This window comes from Streptomyces sp. NPDC088745, assembly GCF_044751045.1.
GTDB classification, from domain to species: domain Bacteria; phylum Actinomycetota; class Actinomycetes; order Streptomycetales; family Streptomycetaceae; genus Streptomyces; species Streptomyces cremeus.
The window spans coordinates 46,160-68,687 of record NZ_JBIVLB010000020.1 but is presented as its reverse complement, the minus strand read 5'-3'; the positions used below and the strand labels follow the sequence as shown (position 1 = coordinate 68,687).

General features: G+C 71.9%; 20 protein-coding genes and 1 tRNA gene. 11 read left to right on the top strand and 10 right to left on the bottom strand.

From position 1 onward, the window contains the following. The first annotated feature begins 271 nt into the window (after positions 1 to 271). The 4 genes from ACIP93_RS34230 (at position 272) to ACIP93_RS34215 (ending at position 5,545) form a co-directional block, all read left to right on the top strand. Positions 272 to 1,543: an aspartate kinase gene (locus ACIP93_RS34230; protein WP_345220417.1), complete on the top strand. Its 1,272-nt coding sequence runs from the start codon at positions 272 to 274 to the stop codon at positions 1,541 to 1,543. After that, positions 1,540 to 2,601 carry an aspartate-semialdehyde dehydrogenase gene (locus ACIP93_RS34225; protein WP_401765596.1) on the top strand — a complete coding sequence of 354 codons (1,062 nt, stop codon included), beginning with the start codon at positions 1,540 to 1,542 and terminating at the stop codon, positions 2,599 to 2,601. Before ACIP93_RS34230 ends, ACIP93_RS34225 begins: the two co-directional genes overlap by 4 nt. Before the next feature lie 758 nt (positions 2,602 to 3,359). After that, positions 3,360 to 3,986: a SigE family RNA polymerase sigma factor gene (locus ACIP93_RS34220; RefSeq protein ID WP_401765667.1), complete on the top strand. Its 627-nt coding sequence runs from the start codon at positions 3,360 to 3,362 to the stop codon at positions 3,984 to 3,986. Beyond that, a complete protein-coding gene (locus ACIP93_RS34215) occupies positions 3,983 to 5,545 on the top strand; it encodes a hypothetical protein (RefSeq protein ID WP_401765594.1) in 1,563 nt (520 codons plus the stop codon). Before ACIP93_RS34220 ends, ACIP93_RS34215 begins: the two co-directional genes overlap by 4 nt. Here the strand turns inward: ACIP93_RS34215 and ACIP93_RS34210 are convergent. Then, a complete protein-coding gene (locus ACIP93_RS34210) occupies positions 5,515 to 6,447 on the bottom strand; it encodes an SURF1 family protein (protein ID WP_401765591.1) in 933 nt (310 codons plus the stop codon). The genes ACIP93_RS34215 and ACIP93_RS34210 overlap by 31 nt on opposite strands. Before the next feature lie 93 nt (positions 6,448 to 6,540). Beyond that, positions 6,541 to 8,361: a prolyl oligopeptidase family serine peptidase gene (locus ACIP93_RS34205; protein ID WP_401765589.1), complete on the bottom strand. Its 1,821-nt coding sequence runs from the start codon at positions 8,359 to 8,361 to the stop codon at positions 6,541 to 6,543. 94 nt (positions 8,362 to 8,455) lie between these two features. Between ACIP93_RS34205 and ACIP93_RS34200 the strand changes: the two genes are divergently transcribed. After that, a complete protein-coding gene (locus tag ACIP93_RS34200) occupies positions 8,456 to 8,872 on the top strand; it encodes a nuclear transport factor 2 family protein (protein ID WP_401765587.1) in 417 nt (138 codons plus the stop codon). Between the two features lie 91 nt (positions 8,873 to 8,963). On the opposite strand, the gene ACIP93_RS34195 is transcribed toward ACIP93_RS34200, so the two are convergent. The 4 genes from ACIP93_RS34195 to ACIP93_RS34180 form a co-directional block, all read right to left on the bottom strand. After that, positions 8,964 to 10,016: an acyltransferase family protein gene (locus ACIP93_RS34195; RefSeq protein ID WP_401765584.1), complete on the bottom strand. Its 1,053-nt coding sequence runs from the start codon at positions 10,014 to 10,016 to the stop codon at positions 8,964 to 8,966. A 690-nt stretch (positions 10,017 to 10,706) separates the two neighbouring features. After that, positions 10,707 to 10,780 (bottom strand) — tRNA-Pro (locus ACIP93_RS34190). 30 nt (positions 10,781 to 10,810) lie between these two features. Then, positions 10,811 to 11,539, bottom strand: a complete 729-nt coding sequence (locus tag ACIP93_RS34185; RefSeq protein ID WP_401765582.1) for a Pr6Pr family membrane protein — start codon at positions 11,537 to 11,539, stop codon at positions 10,811 to 10,813. Positions 11,540 to 11,693: 154 nt separating this feature from the next. Continuing rightward, positions 11,694 to 12,623, bottom strand: coding sequence for a metallophosphoesterase (locus ACIP93_RS34180; protein ID WP_401765579.1), 930 nt, complete (start codon positions 12,621 to 12,623; stop codon positions 11,694 to 11,696). An 89-nt stretch (positions 12,624 to 12,712) separates the two neighbouring features. Here ACIP93_RS34180 and ACIP93_RS34175 point away from each other — a divergent pair, with 89 nt between their 5' ends. Continuing rightward, complete coding sequence (locus tag ACIP93_RS34175; RefSeq protein WP_345220380.1) at positions 12,713 to 13,189, top strand: GatB/YqeY domain-containing protein; 477 nt, start codon at positions 12,713 to 12,715, stop codon at positions 13,187 to 13,189. A gap of 89 nt (positions 13,190 to 13,278) precedes the next feature. Here the strand turns inward: ACIP93_RS34175 and ACIP93_RS34170 are convergent, their stop codons facing one another. Next, positions 13,279 to 15,489, bottom strand: coding sequence for a transglycosylase domain-containing protein (locus ACIP93_RS34170; protein ID WP_345220376.1), 2,211 nt, complete (start codon positions 15,487 to 15,489; stop codon positions 13,279 to 13,281). Positions 15,490 to 15,853: 364 nt separating this feature from the next. Here ACIP93_RS34170 and ACIP93_RS34165 point away from each other — a divergent pair, with 364 nt between their 5' ends. Continuing rightward, a complete protein-coding gene (locus tag ACIP93_RS34165; protein WP_345220373.1) occupies positions 15,854 to 16,201 on the top strand; it encodes a WhiB family transcriptional regulator in 348 nt (115 codons plus the stop codon). Positions 16,202 to 16,449: 248 nt separating this feature from the next. Here the strand turns inward: ACIP93_RS34165 and ACIP93_RS34160 are convergent, their stop codons facing one another. Then, entirely contained in the window at positions 16,450 to 17,790 is a 1,341-nt protein-coding gene (locus tag ACIP93_RS34160; RefSeq protein WP_401765575.1) for an ArsA family ATPase, read from the bottom strand. Continuing rightward, entirely contained in the window at positions 17,787 to 18,785 is a 999-nt protein-coding gene (locus tag ACIP93_RS34155) for an ArsA family ATPase (RefSeq protein ID WP_401765572.1), read from the bottom strand. Before ACIP93_RS34155 ends, ACIP93_RS34160 begins: the two co-directional genes overlap by 4 nt. A 116-nt stretch (positions 18,786 to 18,901) precedes the next feature. Here ACIP93_RS34155 and ACIP93_RS34150 point away from each other — a divergent pair, with 116 nt between their 5' ends. From ACIP93_RS34150 to ACIP93_RS34135, 4 genes are all read left to right on the top strand, one after another. Further along, complete coding sequence (locus ACIP93_RS34150) at positions 18,902 to 19,066, top strand: DUF4177 domain-containing protein (RefSeq protein WP_266664787.1); 165 nt, start codon at positions 18,902 to 18,904, stop codon at positions 19,064 to 19,066. Continuing rightward, on the top strand, positions 19,063 to 19,530 hold the full coding sequence (locus tag ACIP93_RS34145; protein WP_345220362.1) for a RidA family protein: 468 nt from the start codon (positions 19,063 to 19,065) through the stop codon (positions 19,528 to 19,530). Before ACIP93_RS34150 ends, ACIP93_RS34145 begins: the two co-directional genes overlap by 4 nt. A 182-nt stretch (positions 19,531 to 19,712) precedes the next feature. Next, on the top strand, positions 19,713 to 20,624 hold the full coding sequence (locus ACIP93_RS34140) for an NUDIX hydrolase (protein ID WP_401765570.1): 912 nt from the start codon (positions 19,713 to 19,715) through the stop codon (positions 20,622 to 20,624). Beyond that, positions 20,621 to 21,469, top strand: a complete 849-nt coding sequence (locus tag ACIP93_RS34135) for an MBL fold metallo-hydrolase (RefSeq protein WP_345220358.1) — start codon at positions 20,621 to 20,623, stop codon at positions 21,467 to 21,469. Before ACIP93_RS34140 ends, ACIP93_RS34135 begins: the two co-directional genes overlap by 4 nt. A gap of 220 nt (positions 21,470 to 21,689) precedes the next feature. Here ACIP93_RS34135 and ACIP93_RS34130 read toward each other — a convergent pair whose 3' ends face one another. Continuing rightward, positions 21,690 to 22,517 (bottom strand): nucleotidyltransferase domain-containing protein, encoded by an 828-nt coding sequence (locus tag ACIP93_RS34130; RefSeq protein ID WP_401765567.1) that lies wholly within the window; start codon positions 22,515 to 22,517, stop codon positions 21,690 to 21,692. Positions 22,518 to 22,528: the final 11 nt, after the last annotated feature.

Below are 22,528 nucleotides of genomic sequence, written 5' to 3'. Positions count from 1 at the left end.
CGGTTACGGGGAGGGGGGCGGCCCGCGCGGTGCGGGCCGCCCCCCTCCCCGTACGTACCGCCGCACAGCGGGCATGTGAGGCAGGACACCTTTCGCGTAGCCCCCGGGGAGCGGGGCAGCATCCCGTTCGAGCAGGCAGGACGCCGGCGGCGGGACCAGTGCGTGAGCGGGACGTCTCACCATGCGATACCCGCCCGGCGCGGGACTCCCGCTCGTTAAACTGACCCGAGCGCAGTAATGAACTGCCGCAATGGACTAACGAGGAGCGCACGTGGGCCTTGTCGTGCAGAAGTACGGAGGCTCCTCCGTCGCCGATGCCGAAGGCATCAAGCGTGTCGCCAAGCGAGTCGTGGATGCCAAGAAGGCCGGCCATCAGGTCGTCGTCGTGGTGTCCGCGATGGGCGACACCACGGATGAGCTGATCGACCTCGCCGGGCAGGTATCTCCGATCCCTGCCGGACGCGAATTCGACATGCTGCTGACCGCGGGAGAGCGGATCTCCATGGCCCTGCTGGCCATGGCGATCAAAAACCTGGGCCACGAGGCCCAGTCCTTCACGGGCAGCCAGGCCGGAGTCATCACCGACTCGGTCCACAACAAGGCGCGGATCATCGACGTCACCCCCGGCCGCATCCGGACCTCGATCGACGAGGGCAACATCGCCATCGTCGCCGGGTTCCAGGGCGTCAGCCAGGAGGGGAAGAACATCACGACCCTCGGTCGCGGTGGCTCGGACACGACGGCCGTGGCGCTGGCCGCCGCCCTCGACGCCGAGGTCTGCGAGATCTACACGGACGTGGACGGCGTGTTCACCGCCGACCCCCGGGTGGTGAAGAAGGCGAAGAAGATCGAGTGGATCTCCTTCGAGGACATGCTGGAGCTGGCCGCGTCCGGTTCCAAGGTGCTGCTGCACCGCTGTGTGGAGTACGCACGCCGATACAACATCCCGATCCACGTCCGCTCGTCCTTCTCCGGACTGCGCGGCACCTGGGTCAGCAACGAGCCGCAGGGAGACCAGCAGGTGGAGCAGGCCATCATCTCCGGAGTCGCCCACGACGTCTCCGAGGCCAAGGTCACGGTCGTCGGCGTCCCGGACAAGCCGGGCGAGGCCGCGGCGATCTTCCGCGCCATCGCGGACGCCGAGATCAACATCGACATGGTCGTGCAGAACGTGTCCGCCGCCTCCACCGGGCTCACGGACATCTCCTTCACGCTGCCCAAGACCGAGGGCCGCAAGGCCACCGACGCGCTGGAGAAGGCGCGCACGGCCATCGGCTACGACTCGCTGCGCTACGACGACCAGATCGGCAAGATCTCCCTGGTCGGAGCCGGTATGAAGACGAACCCGGGCGTCACAGCCGGCTTCTTCGAGGCGCTCTCCGACGCGGGCGTGAACATCGAGCTGATCTCGACCTCCGAGATCCGCATTTCGGTGGTCACCCGCGCCGACGACGTCAACGAGGCCGTCCGCGCCGTGCACACCGCCTTCGGACTCGACACGGACTCCGACGAGGCCGTGGTCTACGGAGGCACCGGAAGGTGACGCACAAGCCGACGCTCGCGGTCGTCGGGGCGACCGGAGCGGTCGGCCGGGTCATGCTCCAGATCCTGTCGCAGCACGCCGACGTCTGGGGCGAGATCCGACTTCTCGCCTCCCCGCGCTCGGCCAGCGCCAAGCTGGCCGTGCGCGGGGAGGCGTGCGAGGTCCACGCACTCTCCGAGCAGGCTCTGGAGGGCGTGGACGTCGCGCTGTTCGACGTGCCCGACGAGGTGGCCGCCCGCTGGGCGCCCGTCGCCGTCGCCAAGGGCGCGGTGGTGGTGGACAACTCGGCCGCCTTCCGCCAGGAGGCGGACGTTCCGCTCGTGGTCCCCGAGGTCAATCCGCACTGCGTACGGGTCAGACCGCGCGGCATCGTCGCCACCCCCAACTGCACCACCCTTTCGATGATCGTGGCGCTGGGCGCCCTGCACGCCGAGTTCGGCCTGGCCGAGCTGGTGGTCTCCTCGTACCAGGCGGCCAGCGGGGCCGGACAGCGCGGCATCGACACCCTGCGCGCCCAGCTCTCGCTGCTGGCGGCCGAGCCGGACGCGGGCACCACCCCCGGCGGGGTGCGCCGGGCGGTCGGCGACGACCTCGGCCCGTTCCCGGCCCCGCTCGCGCTGAACGTCGTGCCCTGGGTCGGCACCCCGCAGGACGGCGGCTGGTCCTCGGAGGAGCTGAAGATCCGCGAGGAGTCCCGCAAGATCCTGGGCCTGCCCGATCTCCGGGTCACCGCGACCTGCGTCCGGGTACCGGTCATCAGCACGCACTCCGCGTCCGTGCACGCCCGCTTCGAGTCCGAGGTGACCGTGGCGCGGGCCGAGGAGATCCTCGCCACCGCCCCCGGCGTGGTCCTCTTCGACGACCCGGCGGCCGGCGACTTCCCCACCCCCGCCGACGTGGTCGGCACCGACCCCACCTGGGTCGGCCGGGTACGCCGCTCGATGGACGACCCACAGGCCCTGGAACTCTTCGTCTGCGGCGACAACCTGCGCAAGGGATCTGCCCTGAATACGGTGCAGATCGCCGAATTGGTCGCTTCCGAACTCGCTCCGAACTGACCGGAATTCTTTGTAGGATCCGTGAAAGCCCTGTGGATGAGTGACAGGTCCGGACCACAGAGGATGGACTGTCGGCAGGGCACTGTCGTGCAGGTTTCCCGTTGCGCGGGGGGTCGTACGGGAAAGTGTGCGGGCCGCCGTGCGGGGAGCACGGGAGGCACGGGAAGCACCAGCAGCACGTGAAGCACGGGACGTTCGGGAAAGTTTCGGGGAAGTCCGGGGAAGTCCGGAAGGTCCGCGGGAGTTCGGGAAGGGCCGCGGGCGATGCCTGCGGCCCCGCGGGAACCGGCGGTCGGGCGCGTGGCGTCTTCGCCGACGCCCTCGGACGGGCCGCGGCGATTTCGGGGAAAATTCCGGGGTGAATTCCGGGGCAAAGGGGAGGGGCGGTTACGCATGGGGCACATCGATGCGGCGCGGGTGGGGCACCGCGCGACGCGTACATCGAGCACGCCGGTGAAAGCGGCGACCCGCGCGTACAACCCTGACGGGGAGAAGCGTGTCCAACAGGCGTGGCAGCAGAGGTTCTCGACATCACGGCGGTCTCGCTGCGCGGCGCGTCGGCGCGCCCGCGGCGCAGGTCCCGCGTGCCCGGCGGCATGCCGGTGATCGCCCCCATGCCCGCGGCGCGCCCGGTGCGCCTGCCGGTGCAGCAGGCGCTCTCCGCGATCCCGTCGATGGCGGCGCCTCCCGTGCCGCCGGCGGTGTCGCCCGTCAGGTCCGTACCGGACCGGTCCGCCGCGCCCTCGGGACCCGGGCCCGTGGGCGCTGAGGAGAGGACCCTCGCCGGACACCCGGCCGAGGGCACGCAGAGCGCCGCGGGCGCGTACGGCGCGGCGGGCACGCCCGGTGCGGCAGGCGCGCAGAGTGCCGCCGGCCCGCACGCCGCCGCCGAGGGCACCACCGTCGACCACCTCACCGAGACCTACCGCGCGCACTACCGCTCACTGCTGGGCCTCGCCGCGCTGCTGCTGGACGACCTCGCCTCCTGCGAGGACGTGGTCCAGGAGGCCTTCATCCGGGTCCACTCGGCGCGGGGCCGGGTCCGCGAGCCCGAGAAGACCCTGGCCTACCTGCGCCAGACGGTCGTCAACCTCTCGCGCTCGGCGCTGCGCCGCCGCATACTCGGCCTCAAACTCCTCTCCAAGCCGATGCCGGACATGGCGAGCGCGGAGGAGGGGGCGTACGTCAGCCTGGAGCGCGACGCGCTGATCAAGGCCATGCGCGGCCTGCAGCGCCGCCAGCGCGAGGTGCTGAGCCTGCGCTACTTCGCCGACATGACGGAGGCCCAGGTCGCCGACGTGCTCGGAATATCGCTGGGCTCGGTGAAGGCGTACGGTTCACGCGGGATCGCGGCGCTGCGCGTCGCGATGGAGGCGACCGCATGAGCGGGAGCGACCAGGAGAGGCACGGGCCGGACGGGCCGCGCACCGACCGGACCGGAAAGAACAGGGCTGTGAACGACGGGCGCGACGGGCGCGAGGAGCGCCACGGGCGGGAGAACCCGGCGCATCCTCGCGGGGACTCCCCCGACTCCCGCACCGGAGCCTTCGGCGACAGGGGTACGACGTCCTGGGGCGCGGACGGCGATGACAGGGGTACGTCCTGGGGCGCGGACGGCGGCGACAGGGGTACGTCCTGGGGTTCGGACGGCGGTGACAAGGGCACGTCCTGGGGCGCGGACGGCGGTGCGTTCCCGGCCGGTGCGTTCCCCGGCGGTGCGTTCCCCGCCCGGAACGGCGGTGGTTCCTCCCCGGGCGCGGGCGGCCCCTCCCCGGCCCGTGACGCCTTCCCCGGGCCCCGCCGGGCCCCGGCGCCCACGCTCGCCTTCCCCGCCCCCGGCCCGCAGCCGGCCGGCGCCGCCCTCAGCCCCGACGAGCTGGCCATCAGGCGCCTCATGCAGGGCGCGGTGCACGACCTGAAGCCCGCTGACGGCGCGCTGGACCAGCTGCGCCGCGCGGTGCCGCTGCGGCGCACCCGCAGGCGGCAGGCGGTGGTCGGGGCGGCCGCCGCGGCACTGCTGATAGGCACCGCGATCCCGGCCTTCCTGCACGTCTCGCGCTCCGACGGCAGCACCACCGCGCACTCGGCCAACGCGGGCCACTCCCAGAGCACCGAGGGCTCCGACGGGGACAGGTCGACCGGCACCGGCAGCGACGGCACCGGCCAGGGCCCGGCCGACCCGCAGGGCAAGACACCGGGCAAGACCACCGGCAAGGACCCCGGCGGCGCGTCCCGGCCCCCGGCCCCCGGCGTTCCCGACACCGGGCAGAACGTCACCGAAGGCTCCGACGAGCACCGCCCGGACGCGTACGAACAGAGCGGCGACGCGCCCGAGAAGCCCGCCTGCGACGGCGACCAGCTCCAGGTCATCCAGGCCACCACGGGGGCCCCGGACGCCACGGGCAAGGTCTACGGGGCGTTCCGCATCGCCAACAAGTCCGGCGCGGAATGCACTGTTCCGGGCGAGGGCCGGATGAAGTTCCAGGCGATGGGCGCGGCCGACCAGAAGCGCATCAAGGTCGTCGAGCACAAGCAGGGCGACCCCGCGGTGGGCCTGCCCGATCCGGCGAAGGAGGCGCGCAGCCTGGTGCTGCCGCCGGAAGCGGCGTACGAGGTGCAGTTCGCCTGGGTGCCGCAGGACACCTGCCCCAGCACGAACGACACCACCCCGGAGCCGACCCCCACGGGCGAGAACCCGGGCGCGAGCGGCACGGTCGGCGGCACCCCGGGCGGCGAACCGGGCGGCAAGGTCCCCGAGCCGGGCCCGGAGGACGCGAAGTCGACGGGCACCACGACGCAGCTCCTCACCGGCGACGGCGACCCGGTGGACGGCAAGGTGGCGGTGACGCACACGCCGGAGGAGGGCGCGCCGAGCGCCGCGACGACGATCCCGAACGCGTGCGCGGGAACGATCTACCGGACGGGCGTCCTGGACGCTCCCTGACCGGCGGACTCCCCCTGGCCGGTGGTCTCCCCCTGATCGGTGGTCTCCTCCTGACCGGCGGACTCTTCCTGACCGGCGGTCTCTTCCCGCCCCGTGGAACCACCCCGACCGGCGGTCCCGTCGTGACCGCCCGTCTCCCCGTCCTCGCTCGGAAGTCCGAGTGCGAGGTCCCGGGCGGCCTCGACCTCCCTGCGCACCAGGCGGAACCACATGAACAGCACGAACCCGGCGAAGACGAACCACTCGCCGGTGTACCCGAGGTTCTGGAACGCCTTCAGGTCCAGCCCGCTGCCCTGCGGCGCCACCGCGGGCACCGCCTTCATCCCGGCCGGCTGCCCGGAGCTCTGCGTGATCCACGCGTCGTGGACGTCGTACGGCACCAGATTGACCAGCGTCGCGGAGCTGATCATCCCGACCTGCCCCCGCGGCAGTCCGCCCGCCGCGTCGACGCCGTCGGTCCGCGCGTTCTCGGATGCCTGAAGCGCCCCGACGACGGTGACCGGGCCCCGGGGCGCGGGCGGCGGCGCGGCCTTGTCCGCGTCCCCGGCGACCCACCCCCGCACCACGGGCAGCGCCGGGCCGCCCTCCGTCCGCAGCATCCCCAGCACGTAGTACCCGTCCCGGTCGTCGAGCCGTCGGCCGGGCACCAGGAACTGCTCCGCGTACGTCCCCCTGGCCTCGGCCTGCTTGCCGGACGTCTCGGTGGTCACCGGCAACAGCTCCGCCAGCGGTACGGCAGCCTGTCGGGCGGGATCGGGGGCGGCCTCGGCGCTGCGGTGCGAGTCGACCCGGTCCTCGAAACGGCCGAGCTGCCAGGACCCCATGAAGATGCAGAAGGGGATGGCCAGCACGACGAACAGGTTGATCCCCCACCACCGCGGGGTCAGCAGAAACCGGTACACCCCCCCAAGGTACGTTCCCCTCCTCCGGTCCCCCCACGCGCCCCTGCGGGGTGCGGCCCGCTCGTGCGGAGCGGCCGCACCCGCCCCGGCCCGTCAGTCCAGGTGCCGCTTCACGAAGTCGATCTCCAGCCGCACCTGCTTGATTCGCTCCTCCACCACCAGCGACCCGTGCCCCGCCTCGTACCGGTACACCTCGTGCACCGCGCCCCGCGCCGCCAGCCGGTCCACGTAGTTCTCGACCTGCTGGATCGGGCACCGCGGATCGTTCATCCCCGCCGAGATGTAGACCGGCACCCGCACGTCGTCCACGTAGGTGATCGGCGAGGACGCCGCGTACCTCTCGGGCACCTCCTGCGGCGTGCCCCCGAACAGCGTCCGGTCCAGCGCCTTGAGGGCCTCCATCTCGTCCTCGTACGCCTTCACGTAGTCGGCGACCGGCACCGCCGCCACCCCCAGCGTCCACGCCTGCGGCTGCGTCCCGATCCCGAGCAGGGTCAGGAACCCGCCCCACGACCCGCCGGACAGGACCAGCCGCTCCGGGTCCGCGAGCCCGCTGCTCACCGCCCACTCCCGGACCGCCCCGATGTCCTCCAGCTCGATCAGCCCGACCCGGTGCTTGAGCGCGTCCGTCCACTCCCGGCCGTACCCGGTGGACCCCCGGTAGTTCACCCGCACCACGGCGAACCCGTGATCCACCCATGCCGCGGGCCCGGACGCGAAGGCGTCGCTGTCGTGCCACGTCGGCCCGCCGTGCACCTCGAAGACGGTCGGGTACGGACCGTCCCCGGCCCCCTCCGGCCGCTGCACCAGCGCGTGCACCCGCCCGCCGGGCCCGTCCACCCACACGGTCTCCACGGGGACCGACCTCGGGGCCTTCGCCCCGGGCGGGTCCAGCACGACCCCGCCCGCCGTGGACCGCACCACCGGCGGCTCGGCGGCCGACGACCACAGGTACTCGACCGAGCCGTCCGGCCGCGCGGTCGCCCCGCTCACCGACCCGGCCGGCGTCTCGATCCTGACCAGCTCGGCGCTGTCGATCTCGTACCGCCACAGCTCGCCCCGCGCCTCGAAGCTGTGCCCGACCACCAGCGCCGAGCCGTCCGGGTACCAGTCGGCACTGACATCGCCCGGCAGGTCGATGGCCAACTCGGTCTCGGTCCCCGCCACGGGGTCCCAGATCATGGGCTCCCAGCGCCCCCGCCGCTGGTGGCCCACCAGCAGCCGGGTGTCCCCGTCCACCGGCGAGAACCCGAGCACGGCGAGCCCGAGCTCCTCCGTGCCCCCCTTGGTGTCGTCCAGCTCCGCGACCACACCGCCGTCGCTCACCCGCAGCACCCGCAGCGACGAGTGCATGGCGTCACCGTGCTCGGTGTGCTCGACGGCGAGCAGGGAGGAGTCATGACTCAGGTCCCCCACCCCGGCCGACTCCCGGTGCCGGTAGATCTCGACGGGCTCGCCCACCCCGCCCCGGACCACGTGCACGGTCGACCCGTCGTCGTCGGTGGACCGCCCGACGACGACGGTCCCGTCGGCCCCCAGCGCCAGCCCGGCCGGGTACGAGGCCGCCAGGCCCGCCACGGCGACGACGTCCGCGCCCCCCTCGAAGGGCTGCCGCATCCAGACCCCGAACTCGTCCCCGTCGGTGTCGCTGAACCACCACACGTGCCGCCCGTCCGGCGTCAGCACCCCGTCCGTCGTGCCGTTCGCCCGGTCGGTGACCTGCCGCTGCACGCCGGTGCCGCGGTCCCAGGCGTACAGCTCGTACGTCCCCGTGGCGTTCGACACGAACAACGCCCGCTCGGGAGCCTCCTCGGCCCACTCGGGCAGCGAAACCCGGGGCGCCCGGAACCGCTGCTCCCACGCGGGCACGTCCGCCGCTTCGTCCTTACCCACACTGCTCTCACCACTGGTCATCCCCCCATCAAACAGGACCGCCCACCACTCCCGCCCCACCCCCAAGCGGAATCCATACCCCCTGTTTGTCGGACCCCCGGGGCAGACTGCCCCCATGACGGAGAGCACACCGAACCCACCGAACCCACCGGCCGCTCCACCCCTGGACGCCCTGATCGCCACGTACTGGAAGGCGCTGGACACCCGCGACTGGGGCCTCCTTGACACGACCCTCGCGGACGACGTCGTCCACGACCTCCCGCAGACCCGCGAACGCATCCGCGGCAAGCAGGCCTGCTCCCGCTTCCACCGCGACCACCCGGGCGCACGGCAGACCCGCGTCCTGCGCACGGTCGTCGAGTCCCCCCAGGCGGCCACCTGGACCCACACCACCTCAGGTCTGACGGAGCTCCACGCCCAGACCTTCTTCACCACCGACCCGCACACGGGCCTGATCACCGAGATCACCGAATTCTGGCCCGAACCCTACGAACCCCCCGCCGGCCGCGACCACTTGGTGGAGCGCTACTGACGCCCGCTTCCCTGTACCCCCTCGCCTCCGGGACGGCCGCGCCGTGGCAGCAACCGACCCACTCACGCCACCACGGCTGACGCGATACGGCTCAGACGGCCTTCGCCCGTCCCCCCTCGGGCTTCGGCCCCAGCCACTTCCGCAGCGCCTTCCCGCCCGGCCGCTCGACGAGCCGATGGACGGCGTACGACACCACGAACAGCCCGGCGAGCGTCACCCCGATCACGGCCCACGGCGGCATCGAGGGATGCAGCCACCGGATCGCCTCCCAGCCGAAGTCCTCGTGCAGCAGGTACAGCGGATAGGTGAGCGCTCCCGCCGTCACGAGCCACGGCCGGTTGACCGCCCGCAGCGGCAGCAGCGCCACGGCCAGCAACAACCCGTAGAAGACGGTCACCAGCCCCAGCGCGATCTCCCACGACAACTTCCCGCCCACCGCGCCCTCGGCGCCCTCCACCAACCCCTGCAACTGGTGCTGTGCGACCAGCCAGGACCCGCCGAGCAACAGCCACAGCACGGCCGACGTCCCGAACCGGCGCATCAGGAAGACGACCATGCCCCCGACGAAGAAGGGCGCGGCCTCGGCCATCACCGCCATCTCCACCAGCGGACTGTCCGACTGCGGCGCGACCATCGCCGCCAACAGCCACAGCGCACAGAACACCACGCACCGCCGGTAGGTGACCCCGAGCGCGCACACCACGGCGAACAGGAGATAGAACCGCATCTCCACCCACAGCGTCCACGCCACGGGCGTGACGTTCCCGACCCCCATGCCGCCCTGGAACATGGTCAGGTTCGTCAGGATCTTCGACGCCGTGATCCCCGTCTGCTCCGACCCGTGCACCAGCAGCATCAACGTCGCGACGGCCAGCACGGCGAACCAGTACGCCGGGTACAGCCGCACGATCCGCGACACCGCGAACTGCCGGACCGTACGCCCCCAGCAGGACATGCAGATGACGAACCCGCTGATGAGGAAGAAGAACTGCACCCCGAGCCACCCGTAACCGCCCACCTGGTGCGCCACCGGGAAGACCACCGAGGTGGACTCGGGCCACGGCGGAGCCGTCCACCGGTCGTACCCGACGAAGTGGTACCCGACCACCATGAGCGCGGCCACCAGCCGCAACCCGTCCAGCACGTACAACCGCCCGCCCCGCGCCCCCTCCGGGGAAGCCGGCGCCCCGCTCTCCCGGGGGAGAACGGGCGCAGGTATGGCAGGGGGCCCAGCCACGACGGACGCAGTCATCGGGGTGTACTCCAATAAGAGGCGGCACGGCCACGAAATGGACCCGAAGCGCCAGACCCCCCTGGCACACGGCCACCCACACCGCTCCCGGCCCACCTCAATCAGCGGCGAACTGTACCGGCCCCGGGCCCCGGACGCCCGCGTACCCCCACGGCCCGCATCGGCTACGGGGCGGGGATGATCCGCTGACCGGTGACGGCGCCGATGCGGGCGTCACCTCCGCCCACGCCCAGCCACAACGATCAGGCCGGGAACGGCACCGATGGAGGCTTCAATCACAGCGGAACCTCGGGGGACGACAGAGCCGGATCAGGGTGAAGGAGTGTTCCGGCCCTGAGGAGGGGGACGCTGAGGATGCAGTACCTGCCCCTGGCCGCCGCCCTGCCACCGCCGCGGTCATACGCACGACCACATGCGGGGAACCGTCGCCCTGGCCGTCGGCGGCACCGATGTCGCGGGAGCGCCGCTTCCCCCGTTGCTGGACGCCGACCGAAGATCCACTCACTCCCCACGGCCTCCCCAACGCAAATCAGGCCCGGTCTTTCCCTAAGGAAGACCAGGCCTGACCTGATGTTTCAGCTGTCGGGGTGGCGGGATTTGAACCCACGACCTCTTCGTCCCGAACGAAGCGCGCTGCCAAGCTGCGCTACACCCCGATGTCCACCGCGTTGCCGTGGCGACATCGATTACTTTAGCCCACCCGCGCGCTCACGCGAAATCCGGTTTTCGCGGCGGCGCAGGTCGGGGCGTACGCGGTCCAGGGCGACCAGGCCGAGGGCCAGCGCGTAGAAGGCCAGGCCCAGGACCAGGGCGGTTGTGGCGGTACTGGCGTAGCCGTGGGCGGCGACGTCCAGGAAGGGGTAGGGGTAGCGGGCCTCGGCGGTGGGGGCGAGGAGGGCGCCGCGGATCAGGGCGAAGGCGAGGTAGGCGGCCGGGTAGAGCAGCCACTGGGCGGCGTACCGGAAGCGGAGGCCGCCGGGGGCGGTGAGGAGGAACCAGTCCAGGGCCGCCCCGAGGGGGGTGACGGTGTGCAGGAGCTGGTTGGAGACCGCGCGCGGGCCGGTGAGGGCGTCGCCGGTCATGGAGAAGCCACTGGAGTCGTTGGCCAGGATCAGGTGGTAGACGAGGCCGGTGATGGCGATGAAGAGGAACGCGCCGCCGGTGAGGCGTGGGGAGAGGGCCGGCCGGCCGGTCCAGGCGCGCTGGGCGGACCAGCCGAGGACCAGGGCGAGCAGGGCGTTCGACTGGATCGTGAAGTAGACCGGCGCCCGGAGCGGATCGCCGAGGGCCATGTCGATCACGATGCCGGTGACGGCGGCCGCGCAGAGCAGTGCGCGGAAGACGGCTGCGTACGGACGACGGTGGGGCGGCACGACCGCTGCGGCCGGCACCCCCGGGGAGGACGGGGCGATCATGACTCCCACGGTAGGGGAGTTCGTCCGGGTTTGAGGCGGTGGGTCGGGACGGGGGAGTGGGGTCGGGTCTCCGGCGCGGTGGGCCCCGGGCCCGTACGGGTGGGGGCGCGGGCCGGGCCCCTGCGCGGTGGGGCCCGGCCCGTACGACCGCTGGTCAGGCCTTCGGCGTCAGCGTCAGCAGGGTCGCCTCCGGGGGGCAGGCGAGACGCACCGGCGTGTAGCGGTTCGCGCCGCAGCCCGCGGAGACGTGGAGGTAGGAGCGGTGGCCGCCGTGGGTGTGGGTGGAGAGGCCCTTCACGCGGTCGGTGTCCAGGTCGCAGTTGGTGACCAGGGCGCCGTAGAAGGGGATGCAGACCTGGCCGCCGTGGGTGTGGCCGGCGAGGACCAGGGGGTAGCCGTCGGCGGTGAAGGCGTCCAGGGCCCGCAGGTACGGCGCGTGGACCACGGCGAGCGAGAAGTCGGCGGTGGCGGAGGGGCCGCCCGCGACCTCGGCGTAGCGGTCGCGCTTGATGTGCGGGTCGTCGAGGCCGGTGAGGGCCAGGTCGAAGCCGTCGCGGAGCTTGAGGTTGCCGCGGGTGTTGGTGAGGTTGAGCCATCCCGCGGCGTCGAAGCCGTCGCGGAGCTCTTCCCACGGGTTGTGGACGGCGCCGACGACGGGCGGGTTGCCGTTCAGGCCGTGCTTGCCCTGGACCTTTTCGAGGAGGTAGCGGGCGGGGTTGCGGGGCTTCGGCCCGTAGTAGTCGTTCGAGCCGAAGACGTACGCGCCGGGGAACTGCATGAGCGGGCCGAGCGCGTCCAGGACCTCCGGCACGCCCTCCGGGTCGGAGAGGTTGTCGCCCGTGTTGACGACCAGGTCGGGGCGCAGCCCGGCCAGCGACTGGAGCCAGCGCTGCTTCTTGCGCTGGCCGCTCACCATGTGGATGTCGGAGACCTGGAGCAGGCGGAGGGGCTTCGCACCCGGCGGGAGGACGGGAACGCTCACGCGTCGGAGTCTGAAGGAACGGGCCTCGAAACCGGCCGCGTAGGCGAGTGTGGCCGCGCCAACGGCCGTGATTCCCAGGGGTACTCCGTAACGTGCGCGCATGCCTCCCATCGTTGCAGATGGGGGAGGGGCCGGACGCCGCGGCGTAAATCGGTGGGCGGCGGGGGCGTACGACCTGCCACACTTGCGTCATGACCACGCTCAAGTCCCAGCTCAAGTCGCAGTTGAAGGAAGACCTCACCGCCGCCATCCGGGCCCGCGACGAGCTCCGCTCCTCCACGCTCCGGCTCACCCTCGCCGCCGTGCAGGTCGAGGAGGTGTCGGGCAAGGAGGCCCGCGAGCTCTCCGACGCCGAGGTCGAGAAGGTGATCGCCAAGGAGGCGAAGAAGCGCCGCGAGGCCGCCGACGCCTTCGCCAAGGGCGGTCGCGCCGAGCAGGCCGAGCGGGAGAAGGCGGAGGGCGAGATCCTCGCGACGTACCTGCCGCAGCCGCTGAGCGACGAGGAGCTGAAGGCGGTCGTCGCCGAGGCCGTCGCCGAGGCGCGGGCGGCCGGGGCCGAGGGGCCGCGCGCGATGGGCGCCGTCATGAAGATCGTCAGCCCGAAGGTCGCGGGCCGCGCCGACGGCGGCCGCGTCGCCGCGGCGGTGAAGGAGCTGCTGGCGGGCTGACCCGCAGCGGCCGAGGTACGTGTGAGGGCGCCACCCCGGTCGGGGTGGCGCCCTCACGTCGTGCTCAGGGGGTCACCGGTGGCGCCGGATCACGGCCAGTCGCCGAAGATGTCATCCCCGTCGTCGCCCCCGCCGTCGCCCCGGCCCGGGGGCTTGTTGTCGCCGCCGGGGCGGTTCTTGTCGCGGCCCTTGTTCTTGTCGGGCTTGCCCTCGTCCTCGCCCTTGTCCTTCTGGGCCTCGGGGATGTGGACCGTCCTGAACTGCGGCGAGTCCTTGCCGGCCAGGGCGCCGGACATCGCGTCCTTCCAGATCGGGCCGGGGACCTGCCCGCCGAACACCTTGGCCTCGTACTTGCCGCCGATGGTGATGTTCTCCATCTTCACCCGCTGGGTGGGGCTGCCCACCCAGACGGCGCCGGAGAGGTTCGGGGTGTAGCCGACGAACCAGGCGTTCTTGCGCTCGTCGGTGGTACCGGTCTTGCCCGCGTTGTCACGGCCGTCCTTGAGCCCGGCTTCCTTGCCCGTACCGGAGTCGACCACTCCGCCCAGCAGCGTGTTGACGGTGTCCGCGGTCTGCTCGGCCATGGCGGCGGAGCAGGAGGTCTTCGGCACCGGCAGCGACTTGCCGCCGGGGGCGGTGATCGACTCGATGGCGATCGGGGTGCAGTACGTGCCCCGGTTGGCGAAGGTCGCGTACGCGCTTGCCATGGTCAGCGGCGACATGCCGGTGGAACCCAGGGTCAGCGTCGAGGGCACCTCCGGGATCTTCTTGCCGTTGCCCTGGACCAGGCCCATCTTCTCGCTCATCTTGGCCACCGGGCACATCCCGATGTCCTGGAGCATCTGAACGAAGTAGGTGTTGACCGACATGTTCATCGCTTCACGGAGCGGATACGGGCCGACCTCCTTGTCGTTCTCGTTCTCCAGCTTCTCGTTGGCGGCGTTGACCCACGGCTTGCCGCTGCACGTCTGGATGCGGTCCGGATAGGGCATCTGGTACGGCGCCGAGTACACCTGCGTCGGGGGCCTGCCCTCCTCCAGCGCGGCCGCGGCCAGGAACGGCTTGAAGGTCGAGCCGGTCGGGAAGCCGAAGTTCGAGCCGCCCATCTTCTTGTCGACCGAGTAGTTGATCTGGGTCTCGTTGTTCCCGAAGCCGTACGGCTTGGACTGGCCCATCGCGAGGACCTTGCCGGAGCCGGGCTCGACCAGGGTGACGGCCGTGGCGACCTTGTCGCTCTTGTAGACGTGGTCCTTGATGGAGGCCTGCGTCGACTTCTGGGCCTTCGGGTCCAGGGTCGTGCGGACGGTCAGACCGCCCTGGTTCCAGATCTTGGCCCGGTCCTCCTTGGTCTTGCCGAAGACCGGGTCGTTGAGGAAGATCTCGCGGACGTAGTCGCAGAAGAACCCGGCGCCGCTCACCGCGGTGATGCAGCCGTTCTTGGGCCGGCTGACGTTCAGCTTGAGCGGGGCGGCCTTGGCGCGCGCGGCCTCGGCGGGCGAGATCTCGCGGATGTCGGCCATGCGCTGGAGCACGACGTTGCGCCGCTTGGTGGCCTCGGCGGAGTCGTTGACCGGGTCGTAGCGGGTCGGCGACTGGACGAGCCCGGCCAGCAGCGCGGCCTCCTCCAGCTTCAGGTCCTTGGCGCGCTTGCTGAAGTACCGCTGCGAGGCGGCCTCGACGCCGTACGCCTGCTGGCCGAAGAAGGTGATGTTGAGGTAGTTCTCCAGGATCTTCTTCTTGCCGAGTTCCTTCTCGACCTGGATCGCGTACTTCAGCTCACGGATCTTGCGGCCGAGGGTCTGCTGGGTGGCCTCGGCGACCTTGTCGGGGTCGTCGCCGGCCTCCTCGACGAACACGTTCTTCACGTACTGCTGCGTCAGCGTGGACGCGCCCTGCGCCGTGCCGCCCGCCTGCACATTGCGGTTGAGGGCACGCAGGATGCCCTTCATGTCGACCGCGCCGTGCTCGTAGTAGCGGTTGTCCTCGATCGCGACGATCGCCTTCTGCATGTACGGCGAGATGTCCTTCAGGTCGACCACCGTGCGGTCGCGGGAGAACACCGTGGCGATCTTGCCGCCCTGGCTGTCGAGGATCGTGGTGCGCTGGCTCAGCGGCGGGCGCTTGAGGTTCGCCGGGATGGTGTCGAAACCCTCGACCGTCCCCTTGGCCGCGAGACCGAGGGCGCCGGCCGCGGGCAGGGCGATGCCGGCCAGTACGGCTCCGGAGAGCACGCTGACACCGAGGAACTTGGCGGCCTGCTGGGTCCGCGTGAGACCCCCGCCCGAGCGCGTTTTTGCCATGGGGAGCAGCCTACGTTCTCAATCGCCGGACATACGTAAAGGCTCTGGCCTAAGCTGCTCTCAGCTGTCACGCCAGTGCGGTTCCGTCTCACTCCGGCGGGGTCGTGCCGAGTGGTCCCCCGCTTTTCCCCGAGACCCCCTCGGCTCCGCTGAACTGTCCCGTTTCGCCGGGTAGATGACGCATGTCCCCAGCTCACTCCCCTGGGTGATCTGCCGCGTACGCATAGTCCGTTCGGGCCATTCAAGATTGGGCCCGAAGGGGGTGTTGCGCTGTGCCCACCTTCCGTAACGTCCTCAACTGGCAGCGGTGAATATGCCGCTGCCGCCGTGGGGGAGCCTCGATTCGGGAGAGGACGGCGCCGGGATGGGCTGGGTAACCGACTGGAGTGCGCAGGCAGCCTGCCGCACTACCGATCCGGATGAACTGTTCGTACAAGGAGCGGCGCAGAACCGGGCGAAGGCGGTGTGCACCGGATGCCCGGTGCGGACCGAGTGCCTGGCGGACGCGCTGGACAACCGCGTCGAATTCGGCGTGTGGGGTGGCATGACGGAGCGCGAACGCCGTGCGCTGCTGCGCAGGCGGCCGACGGTCACCTCGTGGCGCAGGCTCTTGGAGACCGCGCGCACGGAGTACGAGCGCGGCGCGGGAATCCTGCCCGCGGTGCTCGAAGAGGCCGAGGTGTACGAGGAGACGTACGCCGCGGTGGGCTAGGCCGATCGTGGCGGGGCTGGGCCGATCGTGGCAGCCGGGCCGGGTGGCACGGTGCCGGGAGTGACGGCCGGGCCGGGTGGGACGGTGCCGGGGGTGACGGCGCGCAGGGCGAAGGACCCGGACGGGGATGTCCGGATCGGCCGCCGGTCGCTCACCGCGGTGCGTCGTTCGCGTACGCCCCGGGGTGCACACAGGCCTCACGGCTCACGGATGACCTGCGGGCCCCAGGGGGCCCACGGGCCGGCGGCTCACCGGTGACTCAGACGCTCACCGATGGTCCGCAGGCCGGCCAGGTCGTGCACGTCTCCGGGCAGGGCGGCGACTTCGGTCACCGCCACCTCGGGGTGGAGTGCGGTGAAGCGGTCGCGCGTTCGCTGTTCACGCGCGAGGACCTGCATGCGTTCGGCGTGCAGCCGCAGCAGGGCCGCGGTCAACTGCGCGACGTCGTCCGTGCCGTCGGTGGGTGGTGTGTCGACGGCGTGCGTGTCCTCGGCGTGCTCGCTCTCGGTGGGCGTGCCGTCGGCGGCGCCGCTGCTCGCGGTGGTGCGGGGTGTCTCGGGAGAGGCGGCCGTGGAGCCACGAGGAGCAGCATTCCCGTCCCCCTGATCCACAATGCCGCCCTGCGCAAGATTTTCCGCGGCCGCCAGGGCCCGGTCGGCGGAGAGCTGGGGTGCGCCGCTGCCGTGCACCCGGTTGAGTACGAGACCGGCCAGCGGCATCTCCTCGGCGGCCAGGCGCTCCACGAAGTACGCCGCCTCGCGCAGCGCGTCCCGCTCCGGGGCGGCGACCACCAGGAACGCCGTCCCGGGCGCCTGGAGCAGCCGGTAGGTGGCGTCCGCGCGCGTCCGGAACCCGCCGAACATCGTGTCCATCGCCGCCACGAACGTCTGCACGTCACGCAGGAGTTGGCCGCCCATCAGCTTGCTGAGCGTGCCGGTCATCATCGACATGCCGACGTTGAGGAACTTCATCCCGGCCCGGCCGCCCACCTTCGCCGGAGCCATCAGCACCCGGATGAACTTCCCGTCCAGGAACGACCCCAGCCGCTTCGGCGCGTCCAGGAAGTCCAGCGCCGACCGGCTCGGCGGGGTGTCCACGACGATCAGGTCCCACTCGTCGCGCGAGCGGAGCTGTCCCAGCTTCTCCATCGCCATGTACTCCTGCGTACCGGCGAACCCGGCCGACAGGGACTGGTAGAAGGGGTTGTCCAGGATGGCGCGGGCCCGGTCCGCGTCCGCGTGCGCCTCGACGATCTCGTCGAAGGTGCGCTTCATGTCGAGCATCATGGCGTGCAGCTCGCCGCCCGCGCTCTCGTCGACGCCCTTCACCCGGCGCGGCACGTTGTCCAGGGAGTCGATCCCCATCGACTGGGCGAGCCTGCGCGCCGGGTCGATGGTCAGCACCACCGCCCGCCGTCCCCGCTCGGCCGCCCGCACGCCCAGTGCCGCCGCGGTGGTCGTCTTCCCGACGCCGCCCGATCCGCAGCACACGATGATCCGGGTGGCCGGGTCGTCCAGCAGCGGATCGATGTCCAGCGCCGGTGCCGAGACCATCGCCGTACCGTCCGCCCGGTGCCTGTCCGCGCTCATGCCGATCTCCCTGCCCGGTCCGCCCCCAGGTGGGTACGGAGCGCCGCCGCCAGCCGGTAGAGCCCGGCCAGGTCCAACCCCTCGCCCAGCATGGGCAGTTCGTACGTCTCAAGGCCGGTCCCGGCCAGCGCCGCCCGCTGCTCCCGTTCCAGCTCGACCCGCTGCGTGTGCTCCGCCGCCTGTTCCAGGAGCGGGTCCACCAGTCGCTCCGCGGGACCGCCGGGCCGCGCACCGCCCAGGCCCGCCGCCGACAGCGCCCGCGCCACCGCCGCCCGCCGCTCGCCGGCCGCCGAACGCAGCGCCGCCCCGTCCAGCAGCTCCGGCCGGACCATGTTCACCAGCACCTTGCCCACGGGCAGCTCCGCGGCCCGCAGTTCGGCGACCCCGTCCGCGGTCTCCTGGACCGGCATCTCCTCCAGCAGCGTCACGAAGTGCACCGCGGTCTCGGGGGACTTGAGGACCCGCATCACGGCCTGCGCCTGGTTGTGTATCGGCCCGAACCTCGCGAGTCCCGCCACCTCGTCGTTCACGTTCAGGAACTTGGTGATGCGCCCGGTGGGCGGTGCGTCCATCACCACGTGGTCGTAGACGTACGCGCCCTTCTTGTCCCGGCGCCGGACCGCCTCGCAGGCCTTGCCGGTCAGCAGGACGTCCCGCAGTCCCGGCGCGATGGTCGTCGCGAAGTCGATCGCGCCGAGCTTCTTCAGCGCCCGCCCGGCGCTGCCCAGCTTGTAGAACATCTGGAGGTAGTCCAGGAGCGCGCGTTCGGCGTCGATCGCGAGGGCGTACACCTCCCCGCGGCCCGACGCGACAGCGATCTTGCGCTCCTCGTACGGAAGGGGCTCCGTCTCGAAGAGCTGCGCGATGCCCTGCCTGCCCTCGACCTCCACCAGAAGGGTGCGTTTGCCCTCGGTGGCGAGGGCGAGCGCGAGTGCTGCGGCGACCGTGGTCTTGCCGGTACCGCCCTTGCCACTGACGACCTGGAGCCTGCTCACGCCTTCGAGCCTAACCAGTAGGTCCGCGGGCCAATCAGGAGGCCGCCCGTCCCGTACGTTCCGACGGGGCTTCCCGGGCGTTCCCACCCGCTTTCCACCGGCTAGAGTTCGGCCGCATGAGTACAAAGTGGGAGTACGCGACTGTCCCCCTCCTCGTCCACGCGACGAAGCAGATCCTGGACACCTGGGGCGAGGACGGCTGGGAGCTCGTCCAGGTCGTGCCGGGTCCGAACAACCCCGAGCAGCTGGTGGCCTACCTCAAGCGGGAGAAGTCCGCATGAGCGCGGTCGAGGAGAAGATCGCCTCGCTCGGCCTGACCCTGCCCGAGGTCGTCCCGCCGATCGCCGCGTACCAGCCGGCCGTGCAGTCCGGCGTGTACGTCTTCACCGCGGGCCAGCTCCCGATGGTGGACGGCGCCCTGCCGGTCACCGGCAAGGTCGGGGCGGAGGTCACCGCCGAGGAAGCCAAGGACCTGGCGCGGATCTGCGCGCTGAACGCCCTGGCGGCCGTCAAGTCCGTCGCCGGTGACCTGGACCGCGTCGCGCGCGTCGTGAAGGTCGTCGGCTTCGTGGCCTCGGCCACCGACTTCACCGGCCAGCCCGGCGTCATCAACGGGGCGAGCGAGCTCCTCGGCGAGGTGCTCGGCGACAAGGGCGTGCACGCCCGCAGCGCCGTCGGCGTCACGGTGCTGCCGCTGGACGCCCCGGTCGAGGTCGAGATCCAGGTGGAGCTCACCGAGGCGTGACCCGGTCCCGGGCCCGGTCCGGGCGCGGCCTGGTCCGGGGCGGCCCGGCCCGGGGGGCGATCCGGGCCGGGTACGACCCGGTCCGGTCCGTGCGGCGGGGACCGCTGCCGGGCCCCGGCGTATGTCCGTGCCGGGTACAACTGCCTCTCGAACATCGCGGCGGTTGGCCGTAGCATCCGGCCATGTCCAATGGTCAGTGGTACCCGCCCGAATGGCCCGACCGGATTCGCGCGCTGGCGAGCGGCGAGCTCGTCCCCGCGACCCCCAAGCGGGCCGCGACCGTGCTGCTGCTGAGTGACGGCACCGCCGCCGACCAGGACGGACTCCGGGTCCACATGCTGCGCAGACGCGCCTCCATGGCCTTCGCCGGAGGCGCGTACGCGTATCCGGGCGGCGGCGTCGACCCCCGGGACGACGACTCGCTGGTGCGCTGGGCGGGCCCCTCCCTGCCCGAGTGGGCCGAGCGGCTGGGCCTGCCGGACGACCTGGGCGCCGCCCAGGCGGTGGTCTGCGCGGCCGTCCGCGAGACCTTCGAGGAGGCGGGCGTCCTCCTCGCCGGCCCCACCGAGGACACCGTGGTCGGCGACACCACCGGCGCGGACTGGGAGGCGGACCGGCAGGCCCTGGTGGCCCGGGAGCTGGGCTTCGCCGAGTTCCTCGACCGGCGAGAGCTGGTGCTGCGCTCCGACCTGCTGGGCGCGTGGGCGCGCTGGATCACCCCCGAGTTCGAACCCCGGCGCTACGACACCTGGTTCTTCGTGGCCGCGCTGCCGGCCGGACAACGGACCCGCAACGCCTCCACGGAGGCCGACCGCACCGTGTGGATCTCCCCGGCCGAGGCGGCAGCCGGATACGACCGGGGCGAGCTGCTGATGATGCCGCCCACCATCTCCACGCTGCGGCGGCTCCAGCCGTACCGTACGGCGGCAGAGGTCCTGGCGGGCGCTCCGGCGCAGGACATGACACCCGTACTGGCCCGGGCCCGTCTCGTCGGCGGCGAACTGGAGCTGAGCTGGCCGGGCCACGACGAGTTCACCAAGCACGTCCCGGCCGCCGCCTCCGGGCAGGCCGATTCCGCGGGAGGCACCCGATGACGGACGCCGCGGCCCTGCCCGGGCAGCCCCGCGGCGGCGTGCTGTCCGGCCGCGCCACCGCCCGCGCGGTCAACGTCCTGGCCCCGAACCCCTCGGCGATGACCCTGGACGGCACGAACACCTGGATCGTGTCCGAGCCGGACTCCGACCTGGCCGTCGTCGTGGACCCGGGCCCCTTGGACGACGTGCACCTGCGGGCGGTGATCGACACCGCGGAGAAGGCGGGCAAGCGGGTCGCGCTGACCCTGCTGACGCACGGGCACCCCGACCACGCGGAGGGCGCCGCGCGGTTCGCGGAGCTGACCCGGACCTCCGTGCGGGCGCTGGACCCCGCGCTGCGGCTCGGGGACGAGGGGCTGGGCGCCGGCGATGTGATCACCACCGGCGGAGTCGAGATGCGGGTGGTGCCCACGCCGGGGCACACCGCCGACTCTCTCTGCTTCCATCTGCCCGCCGACCAGGCCGTGCTGACGGGGGACACGGTGCTGGGGCGCGGCACCACCGTGGTGGCCCATCCGGACGGCCGGCTCGGGGACTACCTGGACTCGCTGCGGCGGCTGCGGTCGCTGACGGTGGACGACGGGGTGCGGCTCGTTCTGCCCGGCCACGGCCCCGTGCTCGACGACGCCCGGGGCGCGATCGAGTTCTACCTGGCGCACCGGGCGAGCCGGCTGGCACAGGTGGAGACGGCGGTGGAGAACGGGCACGTGAGTGCGTCCGACGTGGTGGCGCATGTCTACGCGGACGTGGACCGGTCCCTGTGGCCTGCGGCTGAGCTCTCGGTGCGGGCGCAGTTGGCGTATCTGCGCGAGCACGGCCTCATCGGACGCGAGCGGCCGAGCTGAGCTCCGGACCGTGGCGTTGCGGGCCGCCGCGTTCCGGATGGTCCGGATGACCGCGTCTCGGATGGCCGGGCTCCGGACCGAGGCGTTGCGGACGGCCGCGTTCCGAGCGGCCGCGCGCCTGAGCCGCCTTGGTGCTTCTTCCCTGTGCAGTTCACAAGCTGCGGGGGCTCAATGACCCACTGACCTGCGGAACTCCGGTACTGCGCACTGCGGTACTTCTCTACGGCCGAGGGGTCTTCCTGCCGTGGACTGCGATGTACTCGGTCGCCAGCCACGGTCCGAAATCCTCGGTGTACACAGAGAGAACGGCCGGTAGGCCCGAAGGATTCCCGGCCGCCTCAGAAATTTTTCGCATCTCGTCGCCACGCTCCGGGTAATACCGGGCGAAAACCTCGGCGGATTCGGCGAGTTCGCTGGTGAAGCGGCCCCAGCGGGGCATCACCAGGGTCAGTCCGGTGCGTACGAGACGGCGCGCGAAGGTCCGTTCCAGCCGTCGGAGTTCCGCCGCGGAACCCGCCGTCGCCACCAGTTCCCGCCACCGCGGCAGCGCGTCGATCAGGCCCCCGTTGGTCTCCCGCGCCAGCAGCGCGTCGGGGCGGTACCGGGGCAGGCGCTCGCCGAGGTCGGGCCCGAGCAGCGGGGTGCAGAGACAGGCGACGAACCAGCCCATGTCGTACCGTTCCCGCTCGCTCGTCAGCACGGCCTCGCTGAAGACCAGTTCACCCACGCCGTCGATCTGGGGGAACCGCACGTCGAGCACCTCGCCGATCCGCCGCATGCCCTGCCGGTCGGCAGCCGTCGGCTCGCCGCGCAGGGCCAGCAGGACGTCGAGGTCGGAGCGGCCGGGGCGGGCGGTGCCGCGCGGCACGGAACCGTACACATACGCACTGTGCAGCCGCTCGGGGCCGAACTCCGTCGCCAGGCGCGTGCGGAGCGCCGCGACGACGGGGCGGAACTCCTCCTGGACCCGGCACAGGGAGCCCTCGCGCCCGATGTACGGGTGCGGGGGAGGGCGTCCCGCGAATTCCCCCGCGCTGGTCATGTCCATGGCTTACTCTC